Annotated in this window: 17 protein-coding genes; 13 read left to right on the forward strand and 4 right to left on the reverse strand. The window is 40.3% G+C overall.

Annotated features, from left to right (window positions below):
• Positions 1-81: 81 nt before the first annotated feature.
• On the forward strand, positions 82-777 hold the full coding sequence (locus tag BN6556_RS16225; RefSeq protein WP_066193360.1) for a hypothetical protein: 696 nt from the start codon (positions 82-84) through the stop codon (positions 775-777).
• A gap of 188 nt (positions 778-965) precedes the next feature.
• On the opposite strand, the gene BN6556_RS16230 is transcribed toward BN6556_RS16225, so the two are convergent.
• On the reverse strand, positions 966-2,336 hold the full coding sequence (locus BN6556_RS16230; RefSeq protein ID WP_066193362.1) for a catalase: 1,371 nt from the start codon (positions 2,334-2,336) through the stop codon (positions 966-968).
• Positions 2,337-2,578: 242 nt separating this feature from the next.
• Here BN6556_RS16230 and BN6556_RS16235 point away from each other — a divergent pair, with 242 nt between their 5' ends.
• Together BN6556_RS16235 and wrbA are read left to right on the forward strand one after the other, a co-directional pair.
• The gene (locus BN6556_RS16235) at positions 2,579-3,034 is read left to right on the forward strand and encodes a MarR family winged helix-turn-helix transcriptional regulator (protein ID WP_066193364.1); all 456 of its coding nucleotides are present in this window, start codon (positions 2,579-2,581) and stop codon (positions 3,032-3,034) included.
• Positions 3,035-3,397: 363 nt separating this feature from the next.
• On the forward strand, positions 3,398-4,009 hold the full coding sequence (wrbA, locus tag BN6556_RS16240) for an NAD(P)H:quinone oxidoreductase (RefSeq protein WP_066196506.1): 612 nt from the start codon (positions 3,398-3,400) through the stop codon (positions 4,007-4,009).
• 183 nt (positions 4,010-4,192) lie between these two features.
• On the opposite strand, the gene BN6556_RS16245 is transcribed toward wrbA, so the two are convergent.
• Positions 4,193-5,323, reverse strand: coding sequence for an Rpn family recombination-promoting nuclease/putative transposase (locus tag BN6556_RS16245; RefSeq protein ID WP_066193365.1), 1,131 nt, complete (start codon positions 5,321-5,323; stop codon positions 4,193-4,195).
• Between the two features lie 281 nt (positions 5,324-5,604).
• Between BN6556_RS16245 and BN6556_RS16250 the strand changes: the two genes are divergently transcribed.
• From BN6556_RS16250 to BN6556_RS16285, 8 genes are all read left to right on the forward strand, one after another.
• Positions 5,605-6,345: a MerR family transcriptional regulator gene (locus BN6556_RS16250; protein WP_066193367.1), complete on the forward strand. Its 741-nt coding sequence runs from the start codon at positions 5,605-5,607 to the stop codon at positions 6,343-6,345.
• A gap of 33 nt (positions 6,346-6,378) precedes the next feature.
• Entirely contained in the window at positions 6,379-7,392 is a 1,014-nt protein-coding gene (locus BN6556_RS16255) for an ATP-binding cassette domain-containing protein (protein ID WP_205410333.1), read from the forward strand.
• 6 nt (positions 7,393-7,398) lie between these two features.
• Positions 7,399-8,169 carry an ABC transporter permease gene (locus tag BN6556_RS16260; RefSeq protein ID WP_066193369.1) on the forward strand — a complete coding sequence of 257 codons (771 nt, stop codon included), beginning with the start codon at positions 7,399-7,401 and terminating at the stop codon, positions 8,167-8,169.
• A gap of 366 nt (positions 8,170-8,535) precedes the next feature.
• Positions 8,536-9,261, forward strand: coding sequence for an ABC transporter ATP-binding protein (locus tag BN6556_RS16265; RefSeq protein ID WP_066193371.1), 726 nt, complete (start codon positions 8,536-8,538; stop codon positions 9,259-9,261).
• A 1-nt stretch (position 9,262) separates the two neighbouring features.
• Positions 9,263-9,976, forward strand: a complete 714-nt coding sequence (locus tag BN6556_RS16270) for an ABC transporter permease (RefSeq protein WP_066193373.1) — start codon at positions 9,263-9,265, stop codon at positions 9,974-9,976.
• A gap of 2 nt (positions 9,977-9,978) precedes the next feature.
• On the forward strand, positions 9,979-10,191 hold the full coding sequence (locus tag BN6556_RS16275; RefSeq protein WP_066193375.1) for a hypothetical protein: 213 nt from the start codon (positions 9,979-9,981) through the stop codon (positions 10,189-10,191).
• Positions 10,192-10,220: 29 nt separating this feature from the next.
• The gene (locus tag BN6556_RS16280) at positions 10,221-11,498 is read left to right on the forward strand and encodes an MFS transporter (RefSeq protein ID WP_161485720.1); all 1,278 of its coding nucleotides are present in this window, start codon (positions 10,221-10,223) and stop codon (positions 11,496-11,498) included.
• 195 nt (positions 11,499-11,693) lie between these two features.
• Complete coding sequence (locus BN6556_RS16285; RefSeq protein ID WP_066193377.1) at positions 11,694-12,248, forward strand: PadR family transcriptional regulator; 555 nt, start codon at positions 11,694-11,696, stop codon at positions 12,246-12,248.
• 192 nt (positions 12,249-12,440) lie between these two features.
• On the opposite strand, the gene BN6556_RS16290 is transcribed toward BN6556_RS16285, so the two are convergent.
• Positions 12,441-12,908, reverse strand: a complete 468-nt coding sequence (locus BN6556_RS16290; RefSeq protein ID WP_130859910.1) for an SRPBCC domain-containing protein — start codon at positions 12,906-12,908, stop codon at positions 12,441-12,443.
• Positions 12,909-13,551: 643 nt separating this feature from the next.
• On the opposite strand from BN6556_RS16290, the gene BN6556_RS16295 reads away from it, so the two are divergent.
• On the forward strand, positions 13,552-15,087 hold the full coding sequence (locus BN6556_RS16295) for a multicopper oxidase family protein (RefSeq protein ID WP_066193379.1): 1,536 nt from the start codon (positions 13,552-13,554) through the stop codon (positions 15,085-15,087).
• A 322-nt stretch (positions 15,088-15,409) separates the two neighbouring features.
• Positions 15,410-15,904 (forward strand): LysM peptidoglycan-binding domain-containing protein, encoded by a 495-nt coding sequence (locus BN6556_RS16300; protein WP_235817541.1) that lies wholly within the window; start codon positions 15,410-15,412, stop codon positions 15,902-15,904.
• A gap of 201 nt (positions 15,905-16,105) precedes the next feature.
• Here the strand turns inward: BN6556_RS16300 and BN6556_RS16305 are convergent, their stop codons facing one another.
• On the reverse strand, positions 16,106-16,744 hold the full coding sequence (locus tag BN6556_RS16305; RefSeq protein ID WP_066193383.1) for an NAD(P)H-binding protein: 639 nt from the start codon (positions 16,742-16,744) through the stop codon (positions 16,106-16,108).
• Positions 16,745-16,772 lie beyond the last annotated feature (28 nt).

Consider the following 16,772-nt stretch of genomic DNA (forward strand, 5'->3'; position numbering starts at 1 on the left):
GATGGGAAATGAGGTTTTTGATCCTCCTTTGTCGTAAACTTTTGTCCCTCTGTGCATAAGCTGATGTTAGAGGTGATGAAAATGGTGTATCTGAATCAGCAAAAGCCTATTTATGCGGAAAAGATACAAGGCGCTTCGTCCAATCAGGAAATATTTACGTATAAACATGCTAGTGAACAAGAGCGAAAGCAGTTGGAAATGCAGCGAGAGTCTGCAGAATTGTTACGAGGTCTCCAGCGAGAAGTGTACGCAAAAAAACAGCAGTTGAAACGTATGGAGAAAAGCTTAAAAGAGATAGACAAAAATAAAAAGCATAACCAACAGCTGCAAGAAAAAATAGTTCATCGCTTAGATTTGCTGGATGACCATGCCGAAGCTAAAAACAAACAATGGGTCGATGTTCTTGCCACACAAGAAATGGCAAAACAAGAAGCGAAAGACTTCAAGGATAATCAAATATTAATGCAGGCTAAGCTTGAAAAAATCGAACGAGAGAACAAAAATAATGCAGAAAAACAGCAGAATAAACTGGATGAAATCTATCATCAAACAAAACAACGAGAAGAAGCGTTTACTAAACTGCATGAAAGGCTCGATAAGCATGAGGCATGGCTGGAGAAATTGATGCGGCAAGTGCATGATTTAAGGGGTATTATTTATGAAAGAGCAGATGAAATCATCAAAAAGCTAGAAAAAAGCATGCACTTATTTGGTAGTAAGTGGAGTATGATGCAGCGAAATGATACAACGTCTTCTAAAGAGACTAGCAAACAATGAGAAAGCGAAATGCAGTTGAGAAAACAACAGCTCTAATAGATAGCTGTTGTTTTCTTGTATCCCAATTCGTAATGCCAGTTGGATGGCATAGGTAAGTACACCAAAGTCGTTACCAAACGGCGACAAACTAAATTTTGTTCCTCCCATCCTTCGTTTTCAGCCCTAGATCTGCGCTTCAGTAGTAATTTTCATCCTTGCAAGCCTTCCGAGACATGTTCACCGAGATCCTGAGAAGCAAGCGAAAGGTATTCGAGCACCTTGACCTGTAAATTACGCTGTACTCCACTCAATGCCGTGACAAGATTGGAGATAAGATGGGATTTTCCTACTTGTGATAACGATTGATAGAAATCCCCTGCTTGTGAAAAATCATCTTGTTTTGCGATGTCCGCGCGCACGAGTTTACCTTCCACATATCTGCCTTCACCACTAGTCTGTAAATCGCTTGGGCGCCAATACTTTTGCGCATTCACCGGCACCTTACGGAATCCTGGGCCGATACGATAACGCTGTGAATCCCAGTATACATTCGCTCGTCCTTGTAGAATCTTATCATCCGACAACTCTGCCCCATCCAATAAGTTCGATGGAGAGAAGGCAATCTTCTCGACTTGCTCCATATAGTTTTCTGGATTGCGGTTCAGTACCATTTTTCCGACAGGATGTAAGGGGTACTTCTTTTCATCCCACACCTTGGTGTCGTCAAGCGGGTTGAATAGAAGTTGTTCTGCCTCCCGCGGATCCATCACCTGCACGTATAAACCGTATTGCACGGACTTCCCACTTGCAATCGTTTGGAAGAGATCTTCACCGGCGTAATCAGGATTGATTGCTGCAATTTTTTCGGCTTCCTCACTTGTGATGTATTCGACACCGTCAAATGGCATCCACAGGTATTTAATGTAGTGACGTTTCCCTTCCAAATTTCGCCATACATACGTACTGACACTGTGACCGGGAATTCGCCGCAAGCTTTTAACCGTACCGTGATCAGAATAAAGACGGACGATAAAATGAATAGATTCGGGATTACGGGCGACAAATTTCCAAAGCAGATTTGGGTCCATTAAATTGTTCCGCGGTGATGGTGATAATGCTGCGATACTTTCTGGAAAACGCATGGGATCACGTAACAAAAAGACCGGGATATGGTTGCAAATCAAATCAAAGATTCCGTCGTCTGTATAAAATTTGGTTGAAAATCCACGAATGTTTCGTGAGGTATCTGGTGTACCTTTATTGCTAGCCCCGAGTGAAAAACGAACAGCAACAGGAACGGTTTGCCCAGCCTGTTGAAGAAAAGGCAGTTTGGTATATTCACTCATGTCATGCAATGTTTCAAAATAGCCAAAGGCACCAAATCCTTTTACATGTAAAGGGCGCTCCACAATTTTTTCGTGAACAAACGTTTCCAACTTTTCATGCAATATGTTATCTTGCTCCAGGATAGGACCATTCTTGCCAATCGTTTGTGCAAAAAATGGAGCGGAGTGATCCAATTGCTTGTTTTCTTTTGCTTTTTGAGAATTGGGAATATTTCTCTCTTTATTATCGTTCATTGCTACCTCCTCGTAAAAAAATGATCTACATTCTATGGTTATGAATGAGGCTTGTTTCAATATGCATGATGTGCAAAGAACAATCGAAGGAACGAAAAGATTGATGGCATAATGGGAGTAAGTCTAAACATCTCGCGACATTTTATGTTAAATCAAATGGTTGACAAAAATAGATAGTCGATATATAATTTATCTCGAGTTAAAGATATATGAATTCAAGATATTTAGAGAGAAGGATAAAAATGATTGAAAACGAAAAAATCGCACAAGAAGAAGAATTATCTTTGAAGTTATTTGTTGTCTTGAACCGAGCGCTAGATGCACTTCAAAAACGGGCAGAAGAAAAAATAAGATCTTTAGGGTTAAACCCAACCGAATTTGGTGTTCTTGAGCTCATTTATCATAAAGGTGAACAGCCTATTCAGAAAATCAGTCAAAAGGTATTGATTGCTAGCAGTAGTATCACGTATGTAGTCGATAAATTAGAAAAGAAAAGGTTGTTAAAAAGAAAACCATGCCCGGACGACCGACGCATCACTTATGCAGCCATAACAGCGGAAGGAACAGCATGGATGGATCAAGTCTTTCCAAAGCATCAATCGGCCATAAAGGAAATATGTGCAGGTTTAGATACAGAAGAAAAGAAAGGAATGATTGAACAGTTAAAAAAGTTGGGTTATTACGCACAACGATGGTGATTTTTTTATCCAATTATCTCGAATTCAAAATATATTAATTCATAATAAATAAAGTATGTTATTTTCAAAAACTTAAGGCTGAATCTAGCTGATTTAAATAACCGGACTATTGGAAAGGATAAATAAACGTTTTTGACAAATAATAGGTAAAGCTTCAAAAAGACGGTGTTGCCGGACGCATTTTATTAAAAGTTCGTATTCAAAAAATTTGATAAAAAGGACCAAGAAGTTCCTTGTTTGACAACACAGAGACTCGGTGCGTTCATTTTGTTGGATTTTTGAACAACCTCTAAAAGGGGGATAAAGATGGGGTTTTTAAATAAACTATTTGGAAGGTCAAATGAATCAAGGGAGATGGAAAATATGTCAAATGCAAAAGTAGCAGTTATTTATTATAGTATGGGTGGTACAAACTATCAAATGGCGAAATGGGCAGTGGAAGCAGCTGAAGCTAATGGTGCGGAAGCAAGATTATTAAAAGTGGAGGAATTAGCTCCAGAATCCGTAATTGAGGGAAATCCGGTATGGAAAGCAACAGTGGAAGCAACAAAGGATGTTCCAGTAGCTTCTTCAGCAGATATTGAGTGGGCAGATGCCATCATTTTCAGTGTTCCTACACGTTTTGGAAATATGCCTTCTCAAATGAAGCAATTCTTGGATATTCAAGGCGGTATTTGGGGAGAAGGAAAAACAATTAATAAAGTAGTAAGTGCCATGTCATCAGCGCAAAACCCTCATGGCGGTCAAGAAGCAACCATTTTATCTCTTTACACGAGTATGATGCATTGGGGAGCTATTATTGTCCCTCCAGGTTATTCCGATCAGGCTTTATTTGCAGCTGGTGGTAATCCTTATGGTACAAGTGTTACCGTTGGTCAAGATGGAAAAATGGTGGAAAAAGTAGAGGAAGCTGTTAAACATCAAGCACAGCGTACCATTACTACAGCAGAATGGGTTAAAAAAGGGAATCAATAACCACTTTCACTATGATCTATTACGTAAGGCGCAAGAACCGGGATTTCTCCTGGTTCTTTTTAATGGTTCTGTTAAAGTTTAACATTGATATAATGAACAAGAATAATCTTCATCGTAATGCCAGTAAAGGCAATATCTTCAGCCTGCTCTTACGTCATAATAGTAAACTTACTTGTTTTGACATTAATGCTCAAGTGATTTCCGAAGCTTCATTATTTCTTCCAATTCCAGACTGGTTAATTCCAATATTTCTTCATCTGAATAGTCCCGACCTATCAGCTTTTTGGCAACATTACGTTCCGCTTCTTCGATGCCTTCCATTTTGCCTTCTTCTCGTCCTACTTCTCTCCCGCGCTCCATCCCTTGTTCCATCCCACGTTCCATGCCTTGCTCCATGCCTTGTTCCATGCCTTGCTCCATCCCACGTTCCAATCCTTGTTTTGTAGCTGCTTCTTCAATCTCTCTAATCAATCGGCCAAACGTCGGGGTGTCTCTTAATTTTTCCATTCCCATAATGTTTTTGCCCTCCTTCTCGTTTTGGATGATGGGTAATGATTCGTAAAATTGTTCCTGTAATTCGTCTGGTAGCTTCATGATATAATCAATAAAATACAATAAGGCGGAAAGATACATGGGATGATGCCGATATTTTTCGTAGGCTAGGTCGACCAGTATCTTCTTATGATCAAACTTGGTTTCCTCGCGTTCTTGCTTCTTTTGTTCCTTACTCTTTTTGTGTTCATCTTTTATTTTGATTTTTTTACTGGCATAGATACCGGCAAGCACCACTAATGCGAAGGGGTTCGGCGATTGTTTCAGTTCTTCTTCGTCTTTCCCGTAAAAGTGATAGGTGTTGTAACGATACGTGATTTCCGTGCCATAAAAGGCATCATGAAACTGATCTTCATAGTTTGCTTCGCTGGCATCCGTTAACAGTGCGATGGCATAAATCGGTTCTGTATGGTTTTCGTAGATGCGGTAAAAATATGGAAACATGCGTCGGGCAAATTTTTTATTCCCAACTGCCTGCACTTCAATATGGATATGGACGTATTGATTTTCCCCGTTTTTTAGTGTTACTTTGGCTAGCTTATCCGTATATCTTTTCCCTTTTGCCTGTCTCAAAATATGCGGGAGAAGCTCTGTACCTTCAAAGTCGATGCCTTTGTCAAAATCAATGTCCGGATACAAATCGGGCGCAAAAAAGGCCATAAATTCTTGAAACAGTTCTTGAATAATGTTTTTCCATAGGCCATCATAATCCGGAGGTGTCGAGCGATAATCATGGGTATCTTCTTTTACTGCGGTTAACATTAGTATACCACATCCTTTCGTTAGAATAAATTTGTTTTCATCTTATCGCTTTATGGCGGGCAAGGCAAAACGGTAAAAGTAGATTTTCATGAGGTGTAGAGGGGAGATAATCGGAATAGTGCCTGGCTATTTGATGATTTTTGCTGAGGTGAACACCTTCAAAATGGGATGTTGCTTTTTTTCAAGAAAGTACAGCAGCAGGTATAGAATTTTCCCTTGAATCACACGTGACGTGATGTTTTATACTTAAATTGCAAGATAAACGGAAAGGAGCAGATGTGATGTATTCCATCGGCCAATTATCCAAAAAAACCGGTGTGACCGTTCGTACACTGGATTACTATGACGAGGTCCAATTACTTCAGCCATCTTCTGCAACGGAGGGAGGCCATCGTCTATACGATGACCAGGATGTATTACGGTTACAGCAAATATTAGCCTTGAAATATATGGGTTTTTCGCTGGAACTAATCAAAGAAAACTTGGATAACCCAGCAGCAACGTGGGAGCAATCACTGGAACAACAGTTGGAGATGGTGAAGCAGCAACAGAAGCAGTTACAGGCACTAGAACAAGCGTTAAGGGGAGTGCTGCACTCTGTTCAAATGGAAGATGAGCTTAAATGGCCCCTTATCTTCGACATTATTCACTTGTTTCAACGCGATCAAGATGCCGTTAACCAACTATATCAGAAATATCTAAGTGAACAAGAACAAGAGATGATTATGCAATTACAAGTAGAAAGAGATAAAGACGATATTCAGGAATGGGCTTGTATTATTCGTAATGTACGTGCCATTTCACACGAACACCCTGGGTCGGAAAAGGCACAAAGATTAGCGGAACAGTGGATGAATAAAGTTCATGCGATGTTTGGGGATAATCATCAGTTACAAGAAAAGATGTGGGATGTAATCCGAAATCATTCCGGAGAGGTTGAATTATATCCCATGGATGAAGAGGTAGTGACGTTTATGGAACGAGCTGTTCGTATCATGAATGAGCGAAAAGGGGAATCATAATGACGAGATCAAGGAGTGGAGGGAGACGATCAAGTGAAAAAAACGGCGCAAAATCAATATAAAAAGAAGTACCACATTGCTTCCGATAAAAGCTTGGCAATAGAAGTGCAAGCACTGACGAAAAGGTATAATCCAGATGTCCTTGCTCTTAATGGTTTGACTTTCTCTATTAACCGAGGGGAGATTTTTGGATTAATAGGCCCAAATGGTGCGGGAAAATCAACTGCAGTAAAAATAATGACCACATTATCACGGCCAAGTCAAGGAAAGGTTCGGCTTTATAATATCGATGCTACCCAGTATCCCAAAAAGGCTCGCCATCTATTTGGATACGTAGCTCAACAATCTGGAGTAGATGGAGAGAGTACAGGTCGTGAAAATCTGATGCTGCAAGGACGTTTATATGGATTAAGAGGGCTCAGATTGCGTGAAAGGGTTGGACAATTATTGACACAATTTAATTTGATAGAGGCTGCGGATCGCCTGACAAAGACCTATTCGGGTGGTATGCAGCGCAAACTGGATTTGGCTATGGGACTGATTCATCGTCCACAACTATTGTTTCTCGATGAACCAACGACTGGACTAGATCCAGAAGCACGCACGTCCCTATGGAAGATGATTCATCACTTAGCTGAGGAAGAAGGTTTAACAGTGTTGTTAACCACGCATTATTTGGAAGAAGCGGATCAACTCTGTAACCGCATGGCCATTATCGATCAGGGGAAGGTTGTCAAACAAGGAACAGCGGGAGAGTTAAAAGCAGGATTAAATGGTGACGTCGTACATATGGAGATAACAGAGACAATAACAGAGTCACGAGCGACAACGATTTTACAAGATATTTCGGGCCTAGATGAAATAATCGTTGAGGCATCCACCTTATATGTTCGTACGAATCGCGGTGCGGAACAACTACCCACATTGATCAATGCTATTAAATCAGCAAATATAGAAGTACAGTCAGCAACTATTTCTCGTCCATCGCTAGATGATGTGTATTTACGTCATACCGGGCGAATATTTGCTGAAAATGAGGAGGTATAACCCAAGATGAATATAATGATAGATTCTTGGTATATGATGATGCGCAATCTGCGGCAAATTGCTCGTTCCCCATTTATTATCGCCATCAATCTTATACAGCCAATTCTTTATATGCTTTTGTTCAGTTCGATATTTACCAACGTTGTACAGCTTCCAGGATTTGAAGCAGATGCTTATATTGATTTTCTTAGTCCGGGGATTGTAGTGATGAGTACGCTGACGGCAGGAAGTTATGCTGGCATGGGTATCCTTTCTGATTATAGACAAGGAGTACTGCAGCGTTTTCTTGTTACGCCGATTCACCGTTCATCCATTATCATTGGTTTCCTTTCCCAACATGTTGTCACGTTGATGGTGCAAGCAAGTATGATGATTGGTCTGGCATTTGTTATGGGCGCTCGTTTTGAAGGAGGTCTCAGCGGCATTGCCATCCTTCTTTTATGTAGTGTCTTACTTGGCGTTTCCTTTGGCGCATTATCCATTGCGTTTGCTATTATCATTCGCCAAGAAGAAGGATTAACCTCTATTGTCGCTTTTTCGACGATGCCTCTCTTATTTATCTCAGGCTTGTTTATGCCTTTACAGCTGGTGCCAAACTGGGTACAAACCTTAGCTGGTTTCAACCCAGTAAATTGGGCAATCGAAGCAAGTCGAGGAGCATTAACGATGAGTATTAATGGTAGTATCTGGATTCCTGTCGGATATTTAATTATTTTCACAGTTGTTGCCCTTGGTTTAGCTACTTATGCTTTTTACCGTTATCAGCGTTCTGTATAAAATGGAATGTGATAAGGGTGGTCCTGAAAAAATGGATAGTATGGTCATCACGTATCTAAACCTAACTGTTTTTAATCAGTTAGGTTTTTTCATGCTCTATTAGCAGTTGACAAGCAAAGCGGGAACGTCTATACTAAATAAAACCGACCGGTTGGTATTTTTATAGTATAGGAAGTGATTCGTTTATTTAAAAAATAATGCGCAGCACAGGTAATGGTTGAAAATACAGTAATTGTTCGATATTTCAAGGAGACGCGAAAAGATAGAAAGGCGGTTACCATTTTTACAGTACATGATGAAGTTATTGGCAGCGGCGTATGTCGTAATATATAGATTGCAAACGTTATATTAGAGGAGGAATGAACATTGAGTAAATCGTACGTGGTAGAGGTAGAAAATCTGACAAAAACCTTTTCTGGAAAGGAAGTGATCAAGCAGTGTGATATGCATGTGACAGAAGGTACCATCTATGGCTTTTTGGGGGCAAACGGAGCAGGGAAGACGACGGTATTCAAGCTCTTGTCCGGGTTACTGACGCCAACCATGGGTGAAGTATATGTTTTAGGGAAAGAGGTTAGCTCGCAGCGCCATTCGATTTTAGCGGAGATTGGTACATTAATTGAAACACCATTATTTTATGAGCACTTATCCGCAACAGAAAATCTCAAGATACACCTAGCTTATATGGCAAAGGATCATGGGGATATCGCTTCTGTTTTATCCAAAGTTGGACTCCCTCATACAGGAGCTCAGCCTGTTTCGGAATTTTCACTAGGTATGCGGCAGCGCTTAGCAATTGCAAGGGCCATTATTCACCAGCCCAGATTGTTGATCTTAGACGAACCAGTAAACGGGCTGGATCCGGTAGGTATTCGAGAAATGCGAGAGCTCTTTTTGGATCTTGTTATCAACGAACAGATGACCATCCTGATATCCAGTCATATATTAAGTGAAATGGAGCAGGTAGCCGATGAAATTGGTGTGATTGTCGATGGTCAGATCATCGAGGAAGTTCCTTTATCTTCTATCCAACAACAATTTCCCAATGGCTTAGAACCATATTTTTTTGATTTAATGAGTGGGGGTAAGTAACATGGTTGCTTTAATGAAACTGGAATTAAGAAAACATCATATAAACACCTACCTCATTGCGGCTTTGGTTCTTACTATGGTGATGCTGGCTTTTATTTATCTATTTGCTTATGTACCGCAATTTGATCCCAATGATGCCGATTTACACTTGTTTGTTGGTTACCAAAACATTATCTCTTTATTTGGTGTCATCCATATGACAGTCTTTTGTATATTAGCATCCGTTATGTATACACGTTTCGTGATTGACGAATATACAGGAAAACGAGTGATACGTCTTTTTTCGTACCCTGTCAAAAGAGGAAAGGTATTCTTTTCCAAGGTGCTGGTTATTTCGTTATTTACCATGATAACGATGCTGATTAGCAGTATCCTTATTTTCAGTATTTTTGGATTAAGTGAAACGATCTCTCCAATAGTCGATGAAAGGATGACAGTTGCCTTTATCACCAAAGCCATAAAAACTACCATTGTGCTGGCCATTGCTGCTGCAAGCTTAAGTATCATTGCCATGGGGATTGGATTCATCCAGCGATCGGTTCCGACAACTATTATTTCCGCTATTCTGCTTAGCTCTATTTTTTGCAATATCGTCGCTGGGACCTTAAGCACATCAGACACACCGATTATTCTCGCTATGATCTTGGCCATCTTAGGTGGAGTCTTTGTAGTCGGCATGTTAGCAAAGAAAATTAATCAAATGGAGGCCGGATAACCATGGAAGAAAAAATCGAAAACAATATAGACAATGCTTTAGGCGTGATCGCTCCTCAGCTTACAATATTTAGTATGATAATAGGTATGGTGCTGATTGTCTTAGGTATGATATTCTGCTTGAAAAAATCATCCAAAAAACACTTGAAAACAACCTGGATCCTATGTATCGGTATTGGTATTCTTGCCATCATCAGCAATTTAATGCAGCTATGATCATTTGCATGTGACGAAGGAGTGTTATTTTGAAGGAAAAGAATAATCGCAATGGAATATGGAGTAACTTTAATTTTGTTGTCCTGTTAATAGGGCGGTGTCTTTCCAATATCGGCAGCAGCTTGTATGCAGTTGCCGCCATGTGGCTAGTGTATGAATTAGGTGGTTCTAGTTTTTATACAGGGCTGGCACTTTTTCTCACCCAGGCACCTGCACTTTTGCAAGTGATACTTGGCCCTGTGATCGATCAATTCCACATAAAAAAATTGTTGGTTTATACGCAAATGTTACAAGTATTACTTCTGCTTGTCATTCCTATGGCGGATCTGTTTGGATTTTTAACGATTACGGTCGTGCTCATCATCATGCCGATGATTGCTTTATGCAATCAATTTCTGTACCCAGCTCAATTATCGCTCCTGCCAAAAATTCTAAAGAAAGACCAGCTAACAAAAGGAAATTCCCTTTTTGCGGTTGCGTATCAAGGAACGGAGGCGCTCTTTGATGCCATTGCTGGTTTACTGCTGGTCTTGATCGGAGCTGTTACCATCTTGTATATTAACAGTTTTATGTTTATATTATCGGGACTTATGTTTTTAGCTCTTCGTTTCCCTTTTACATCACTTTCTAGAACGTCAGATTCTCAAAAGAAGACGATAAAAGAGCTGGTCTCAGGCTATTACATTCAATTAAAGGAAGGCATACAAACGCTCTTGCATCCATTTTTTATGTGGCTGCTCGGAGGTGTTCTATTTGTAAATTTGGCAGGCTCTGCAATGTTTGCCATTCTTCCTGCATTTAGTGCTGCACAAGGCGGAGCTTCCTACTATGGATTCTTTTTGTCTGCAGCGGGGATCGGAATGATTGCAGGTGCAGGACTTGTATCCGTCTTCCAACTTCAGAAAGTTCGAGTCGGGAGATTATATACGATAATCATAGCTCTAAAAGGAATTTGCATGATTATCCTTGCCTTCATTACTACTCCTTGGATGTCTATTATATTGTTTGGTTTAGCTTGGCTTCCAGCAGGGATTATAAATGTCACGTCACAAGTGATTATTCAGTCTTCTATCTCGGAAGATAAATTAGGTCGTGTGATGGCAGCGGTATTAGGTATATCTGCAGGTATTGCACCGATAGGCGCTTTGCTTGGCGGCGCTATAGGAGCTATTACATCAAGTGTGTTCATTATTCTTGTAGGAGGTATATGGATGTTTAGCGTAGGTGTGATTTGGCGATTTAGTAAAACGATGCGAAATGTTCCTGCGATAGAAGAACTAACGCCGGACTCATGGAGCATAAGATAATGTTTCACCTACATAAGTGAGGGTGTCTTATTTTCAAACGAGGTACTATCAGGAAATAAAGCGAGCAAAGACTTGTTTGTCACACGTTTTTGTGCTTTTATCCCAAACCAAATCGCAACAAAAAAAGAGCATTTTTTGACTTCTACATATATTCATTATATAATACTCAACATTAAAGTAAAGGATGTGATGTTGATGACAAGGTTGCTGGTTCTCTGCATGTTGGACATAAAGCCAATGTCTGGTTATGATATTCAACAGGCATTGCGAATGACTGACGCAGAAAGGTGGGGCGGTGTACTCATTGGTTCGATTTATCATGCACTTAAAAAATTAGAGAAAGACGGCTATATTATGATAGACCGGGTGGAGCAAACAGGTCACCGGCAAAAATTCACCTATCGAATCACAGAAAAGGGTAAAGAGCACCTTCAAGAGTTGATTCGTGATGCATTAACCAATCCTTCTATCTCCTATCCGTCGTCTTTATATGCAGGCATCTCTTTTTTTGATAAGTTACCTGTTGAAGAAGCGCGACAAGCATTGGAACAACAACAAATCCATTTGGAAAAAGAATATACAAGTGTTCAAATGGGATGGGAGGAAAAGCGTGAAGCCACGGAAGGTGCGATTCCTCCTATGGTACAATTGGTTTTTGATCATATGTTCGCCACTATTAGGCAGCAACAGGATTTCGTTGAAAAAGCTTTGACCTATTTGCAATCAGACGATTCGTCATTCTCTCTCTAAGTGGGGCGGTCTCTGAGTGATTCAGTTTACCAATCAAACTATGTTGCATCGGACTGATGGTATTAGTGTATATGCTATTTTTTGCCGGAATGACGTGGTTAAAAGGCAGAGCCAATGAAAAGTTATAAGATATGGAAAGCATCTATGATGGATAGATGCTTTTTGTTTGGTATGAATAAAAGAGCAAGTTGATCATTCTGTAAAGGTTGCAAGGTTTTCTAATGTGGAGTTTAAACCAACATCATGGTCTTCCTTTGTCACTCCTTCCGGTACATTCTCACAAACAACCGTAACCTTTGTACCATTTGAAACAGGTTCCAATACCCAGCTTTGGATCATTTCACCTGAAAAGGCTGGATCATCCGAAGCAAATAGGATCGCTTGCACAATCCGTTTATTCGGAACTAGTTCTAAAAACTTACCTTGTATGGCATCTGTGTTTTCCGATGACTTACCATGTATAGAGGTAGCCTCTTCATAAGTAAGAGTTATGTTGAAAAATCCTCCCTCTACAGGATCAAACTTGCCGATAGTACCTGTCATACCCTGTGGAGGAAGCCATGAGATCAGCGCCTCCGGATTTAGAAAGGCCTGATAAATAGTTTGGATAGATGAATGAATGACTCTGGAAGCAGAATCTGTTCTTCTATTACGCATCATATTCACTCCCTTCTAGAGTTGGTCCATTCTAAGTATAGCAAATAGTGAATTTCTAGATTTCTTTTCGATTGCTAAAACTTAAGGAAATTAGTTATCGACTAGACGAATGAGCCTTTTATACGTTTTGTTTTTGTGTGTTCAAAAGACAACGCCTTATTAGTTTCCGGCTCTTATACTCATCCATCAAATGCGTAATAGGAGGCTTACCTATTAACGGGTCCAAAAGAGAAATTGCTTTATGGGATATTGGAGTGGGCCTGGCTACTATGGTGACACAGATTTAAAAAACATCCAATATGCTCAAATACTTGCTTTTTTGGCGACTGTATGAGGTGGCTTATTGGGTGCCCATCACTTGATCGCCACTTTAACTTATTCGGCTAATACTTCCTTACATTGGCTTGGAGCGATAGAAGTGCTCGGAATCGGAAACTTACTTGGTTTGTTCGCTCTTTATCAATCTTCGTTTTTTCATAACCTATTTCAACGATCGGATACTTAGTTCACCGAACGGTCAGGAATATCTTTCTGGTTTTGATTGGACAAACGCAATAAGGAATTTAGTTGATACCGTACATTTGCCTTTCCCCTTTGGCCTGTAGTTACATTTACTATGTTAAGGAAAGAAATGGGGTGCATACAAATGCGTTATCAACTAGAAAAATATGTCGATCCACTTCCAAGAATGAAGCGTCTCCAACCGATGAAAAAAACGAAGGACGGCGTTCATTATGAGATGACGATGAAGCCATTCAAGAGTAAGTTGCATCGTGATTTACCAGCTACCTCTTTATGGGGATATAACGGACAATTTCCTGGGCTGATAATAGAAGCAAATCGTGATGAACCTGTTCACGTCACCTGGCTTAATCAATTGCCAAATAAACATCTTCTGCCGGTCGATGTATCCATTCATGGACTCAACCAGCTTCCTGCTGTACGCACGGTCGTACATTTACATGGAATAGAAACTAAACCAGACAGTGATGGTCATCCAGAAGCATGGTACACCAATGGTTTTCGCGAAATAGGGCCTAATTTTTCCAGAAAAACGTTCACGTATCCGAATCATCAGCGCAGCAGCCTCTTATGGTATCATGATCATGCGATGGGCATTACACGATTGAATGTGTATGCAGGGCTAGCTGGAATGTATATTCTTCGAGATAAGCAAGAGAAAGAATTAAACCTGCCAAGCGGTGAATATGAGGTTCCTCTTATGATTACAGACAAAAGCTTTCAGGAAGATGGGTCGTTATTTTACCCATCACAGCCTGATGGAGCAGCAGCAAGTTTGCCCAACCCATCTATTCTACCCGCCTTCAATGGTGATACGATATTAGTGAATGGAAAGGTATGGCCATACTTGGAGGTGGAACCTAGAAAATATCGTTTTCGAATGTTGAATGCTTCCAATACAAGGTCTTATCGACTACAGCTTGATCCCAATATAGGCCTCCAGCAAATTGGCTCTGATGGGGGATTACTCAGAAATGCGGTAGGGATGGAAGAAATCCATTTTCATCCCGCCGAACGAATCGATGTCATTATTGATTTCTCGCAAGCAGGGGGCAGGTCCATTTTGTTGAAAAATAACTTAGGGCAAGACGCAGATCCAAATGATGACACCAGTCATATCATGCAATTTCGTGTTACAAAGGGATTAAAAAATAAAGATCAAAGTCTCTTGCCTGCAGATCTATCTACTATTCCTTCGTTAAAACAAAATAATATTTCTACCATTCGCTATTTAAAATTAGTGGGGTCATCAGACCAATTTGGTCGCCCTTTATTGCTGCTAAACAATAAGCATTGGCATGATCCCGTTACCGAAAAACCAAAGCTAGGGGCAACGGAGGTTTGGGCTTTTACCAATACCACCAATTTTTCTCATCCGATTCACATCCATCTAATACAATTTCAAATATTGGATCATCAGCCATTTGACCTTGAACGATATAATGCAGACGGTCACATCACCTTTACAGGCCCACCTAAAGCACCAGCCGCCAATCAGCGCGGGTGGAAAGATACATTGGAGGTTCCTGCCGCCAATATTACCAGAGTCATTGCAAAGTTTGCACCATATAGCGGGGAATTCGTCTGGCACTGTCATATTTTAGAACATGAAGATTATGATATGATGCGTCCTTATATAGTGGAAGACGACGAACAGTAGCCCTGATGGAGATCAACTAGAATGGTTTCGGATTGCTTGGTAACGTAGAACGGAATAATAACGATAAAAGGGGCATCCACATTTCGTTGCTTCTTTTATCGTTTTATTATAAATAGCCGCCATCTATTCGAACAGATGAATAAAACCTTTCTATGTGGATGATGTATTAAAAACACAATTTAGTCATGCGGTACATGATTTGCATGATCGTTAATCAAGTAAATAGAATAGAAGTTTACAAATTTAAAAGTAGGGTAGATAGTAATTACATAATAGAGAGGGAGGCGTTATTATCAAGTATACTTCTTTAATCATCCTTACGTTGGTCGGGTTCGTACTCTTCGCAGGGACAGTAGCGGCCGAGAAGCATTATGAAGTACAATCAGGAGATACGGTATACCGTATTGCGCAGGACTATCAAGTAGATGTAAATACAATCATTGCCGCCAATTCATCTATAGCAGATACTGCTTCTATTGTACCCGGGCAAACATTAAACATCCCAGATGAAACGGGAACACCTTTTACCGTTACAGCTTATACGGCTGGACCCGAATCTACAGGAAAAGAACCCGGTGATCCCGCTTATGGTATCACAGCGTCTGGTGAAGTGGTAGAAGAAGGAAGGACCATTGCGTGCCCGTCATCTCTTTCTTTTGGTACGAAGATACATATTCCCGAGTTAAATGAAACGTATGTGTGTGAAGACCGGGGGAGTGCGATTACAAATGGCCATTTAGATATTTATATAGAAGACTTAGACGAGGCATTGGAATTTGGTGTACAACAATTGCAAGCGAAAGTGTGGACCTATTAAGCCGAAGAGAAAGATGGAGGAATTTAACACAACAAGCAGTCGATCTATAGAATGTATGTAGGTTGGGTGCTTTCTTTTTTTGCGAATGGTAGGATGAAGCTTCATTATAAAAAAAGTGCCCGCTGGATAAGTAAGCAGACACTTACAAGAATCGTTCAACATAGCAGGGATCAAAATGAATGATTTCAATCACTTCTACACTTAATAAAAAGAAGGTTTGGACCAATTAGTATTTGGTTCCACTACACCTAAACTGTTGTTTCGATATTTTTCCGGGTCCGAAAGAATATCCATAATCAATCGCACAACGGCTTCGCGCGTCACTTGTGCACCGGTAAAGGGTTCCCCCTTTTGAGAAATTTCATAGTTTTCGTTTCCTTTTTGATTGTATAACCAGGTTAGTCTTAAGAGCGTATAATGCAGTCCTGAAGCTTCCACTATTCTAGCAGATTCTTTATGACGATTAACAGCCCTTTGACCAACCATTCGAACATTCCATTTACCAAATTCACCTACTACTTCATCGTAAATACCTAACACACTTGCGCAAATAATCCAGGATTTCTTCTCCTGTTTCATTACTTCTATAATGTTTTGAGTTGGCTCTGGATAAGTCATATCATTCAAGAAAACCAAATCAACATCTTGCATGGCTTGTGCCAAAGTCGCTGTATCCTCGAAATCTCCTGAGACAATTTTCTCTCTGTAGGGTTCCTGGATATGCAAGCGCCGAACAGCATTACGTGCATATAGAATCAGTTGATGGTCTGTTTCAGCCAACAGTCTTTCCGTCAGCATGCTGCCAATTTGTCCTGCAGCTCCTAAAATTAATATTTTCATTGGTTAAAGACTCCTTTCATTTCCTGCA

This window comes from Gracilibacillus timonensis (assembly GCF_900086715.1).
Classification (GTDB): Bacteria; Bacillota; Bacilli; order Bacillales; family Amphibacillaceae; genus Gracilibacillus; species Gracilibacillus timonensis.

What these genes read in the sequence shown, in the direction of transcription:
- BN6556_RS16270 (WP_066193373.1), top strand. Translation starts at nt 9,263, where the DNA reads ATGGTTGCTTTAATGAAACTGGAATTAAGAAAACATCATATAAACACC.
- BN6556_RS16245 (WP_066193365.1), bottom strand. Translation starts at nt 5,323, where the DNA reads ATGTTAACCGCAGTAAAAGAAGATACCCATGATTATCGCTCGACACCT.
- wrbA (WP_066196506.1), top strand. Translation starts at nt 3,398, where the DNA reads ATGTCAAATGCAAAAGTAGCAGTTATTTATTATAGTATGGGTGGTACA.
- BN6556_RS16305 (WP_066193383.1), bottom strand. Translation starts at nt 16,744, where the DNA reads ATGAAAATATTAATTTTAGGAGCTGCAGGACAAATTGGCAGCATGCTG.
- BN6556_RS16225 (WP_066193360.1), top strand. Translation starts at nt 82, where the DNA reads ATGGTGTATCTGAATCAGCAAAAGCCTATTTATGCGGAAAAGATACAA.
- BN6556_RS16230 (WP_066193362.1), bottom strand. Translation starts at nt 2,336, where the DNA reads ATGAACGATAATAAAGAGAGAAATATTCCCAATTCTCAAAAAGCAAAA.
- BN6556_RS16295 (WP_066193379.1), top strand. Translation starts at nt 13,552, where the DNA reads ATGCGTTATCAACTAGAAAAATATGTCGATCCACTTCCAAGAATGAAG.
- BN6556_RS16285 (WP_066193377.1), top strand. Translation starts at nt 11,694, where the DNA reads ATGACAAGGTTGCTGGTTCTCTGCATGTTGGACATAAAGCCAATGTCT.
- BN6556_RS16250 (WP_066193367.1), top strand. Translation starts at nt 5,605, where the DNA reads ATGTATTCCATCGGCCAATTATCCAAAAAAACCGGTGTGACCGTTCGT.
- BN6556_RS16275 (WP_066193375.1), top strand. Translation starts at nt 9,979, where the DNA reads ATGGAAGAAAAAATCGAAAACAATATAGACAATGCTTTAGGCGTGATC.
- BN6556_RS16260 (WP_066193369.1), top strand. Translation starts at nt 7,399, where the DNA reads ATGAATATAATGATAGATTCTTGGTATATGATGATGCGCAATCTGCGG.
- BN6556_RS16235 (WP_066193364.1), top strand. Translation starts at nt 2,579, where the DNA reads ATGATTGAAAACGAAAAAATCGCACAAGAAGAAGAATTATCTTTGAAG.
- BN6556_RS16290 (WP_130859910.1), bottom strand. Translation starts at nt 12,908, where the DNA reads ATGATGCGTAATAGAAGAACAGATTCTGCTTCCAGAGTCATTCATTCA.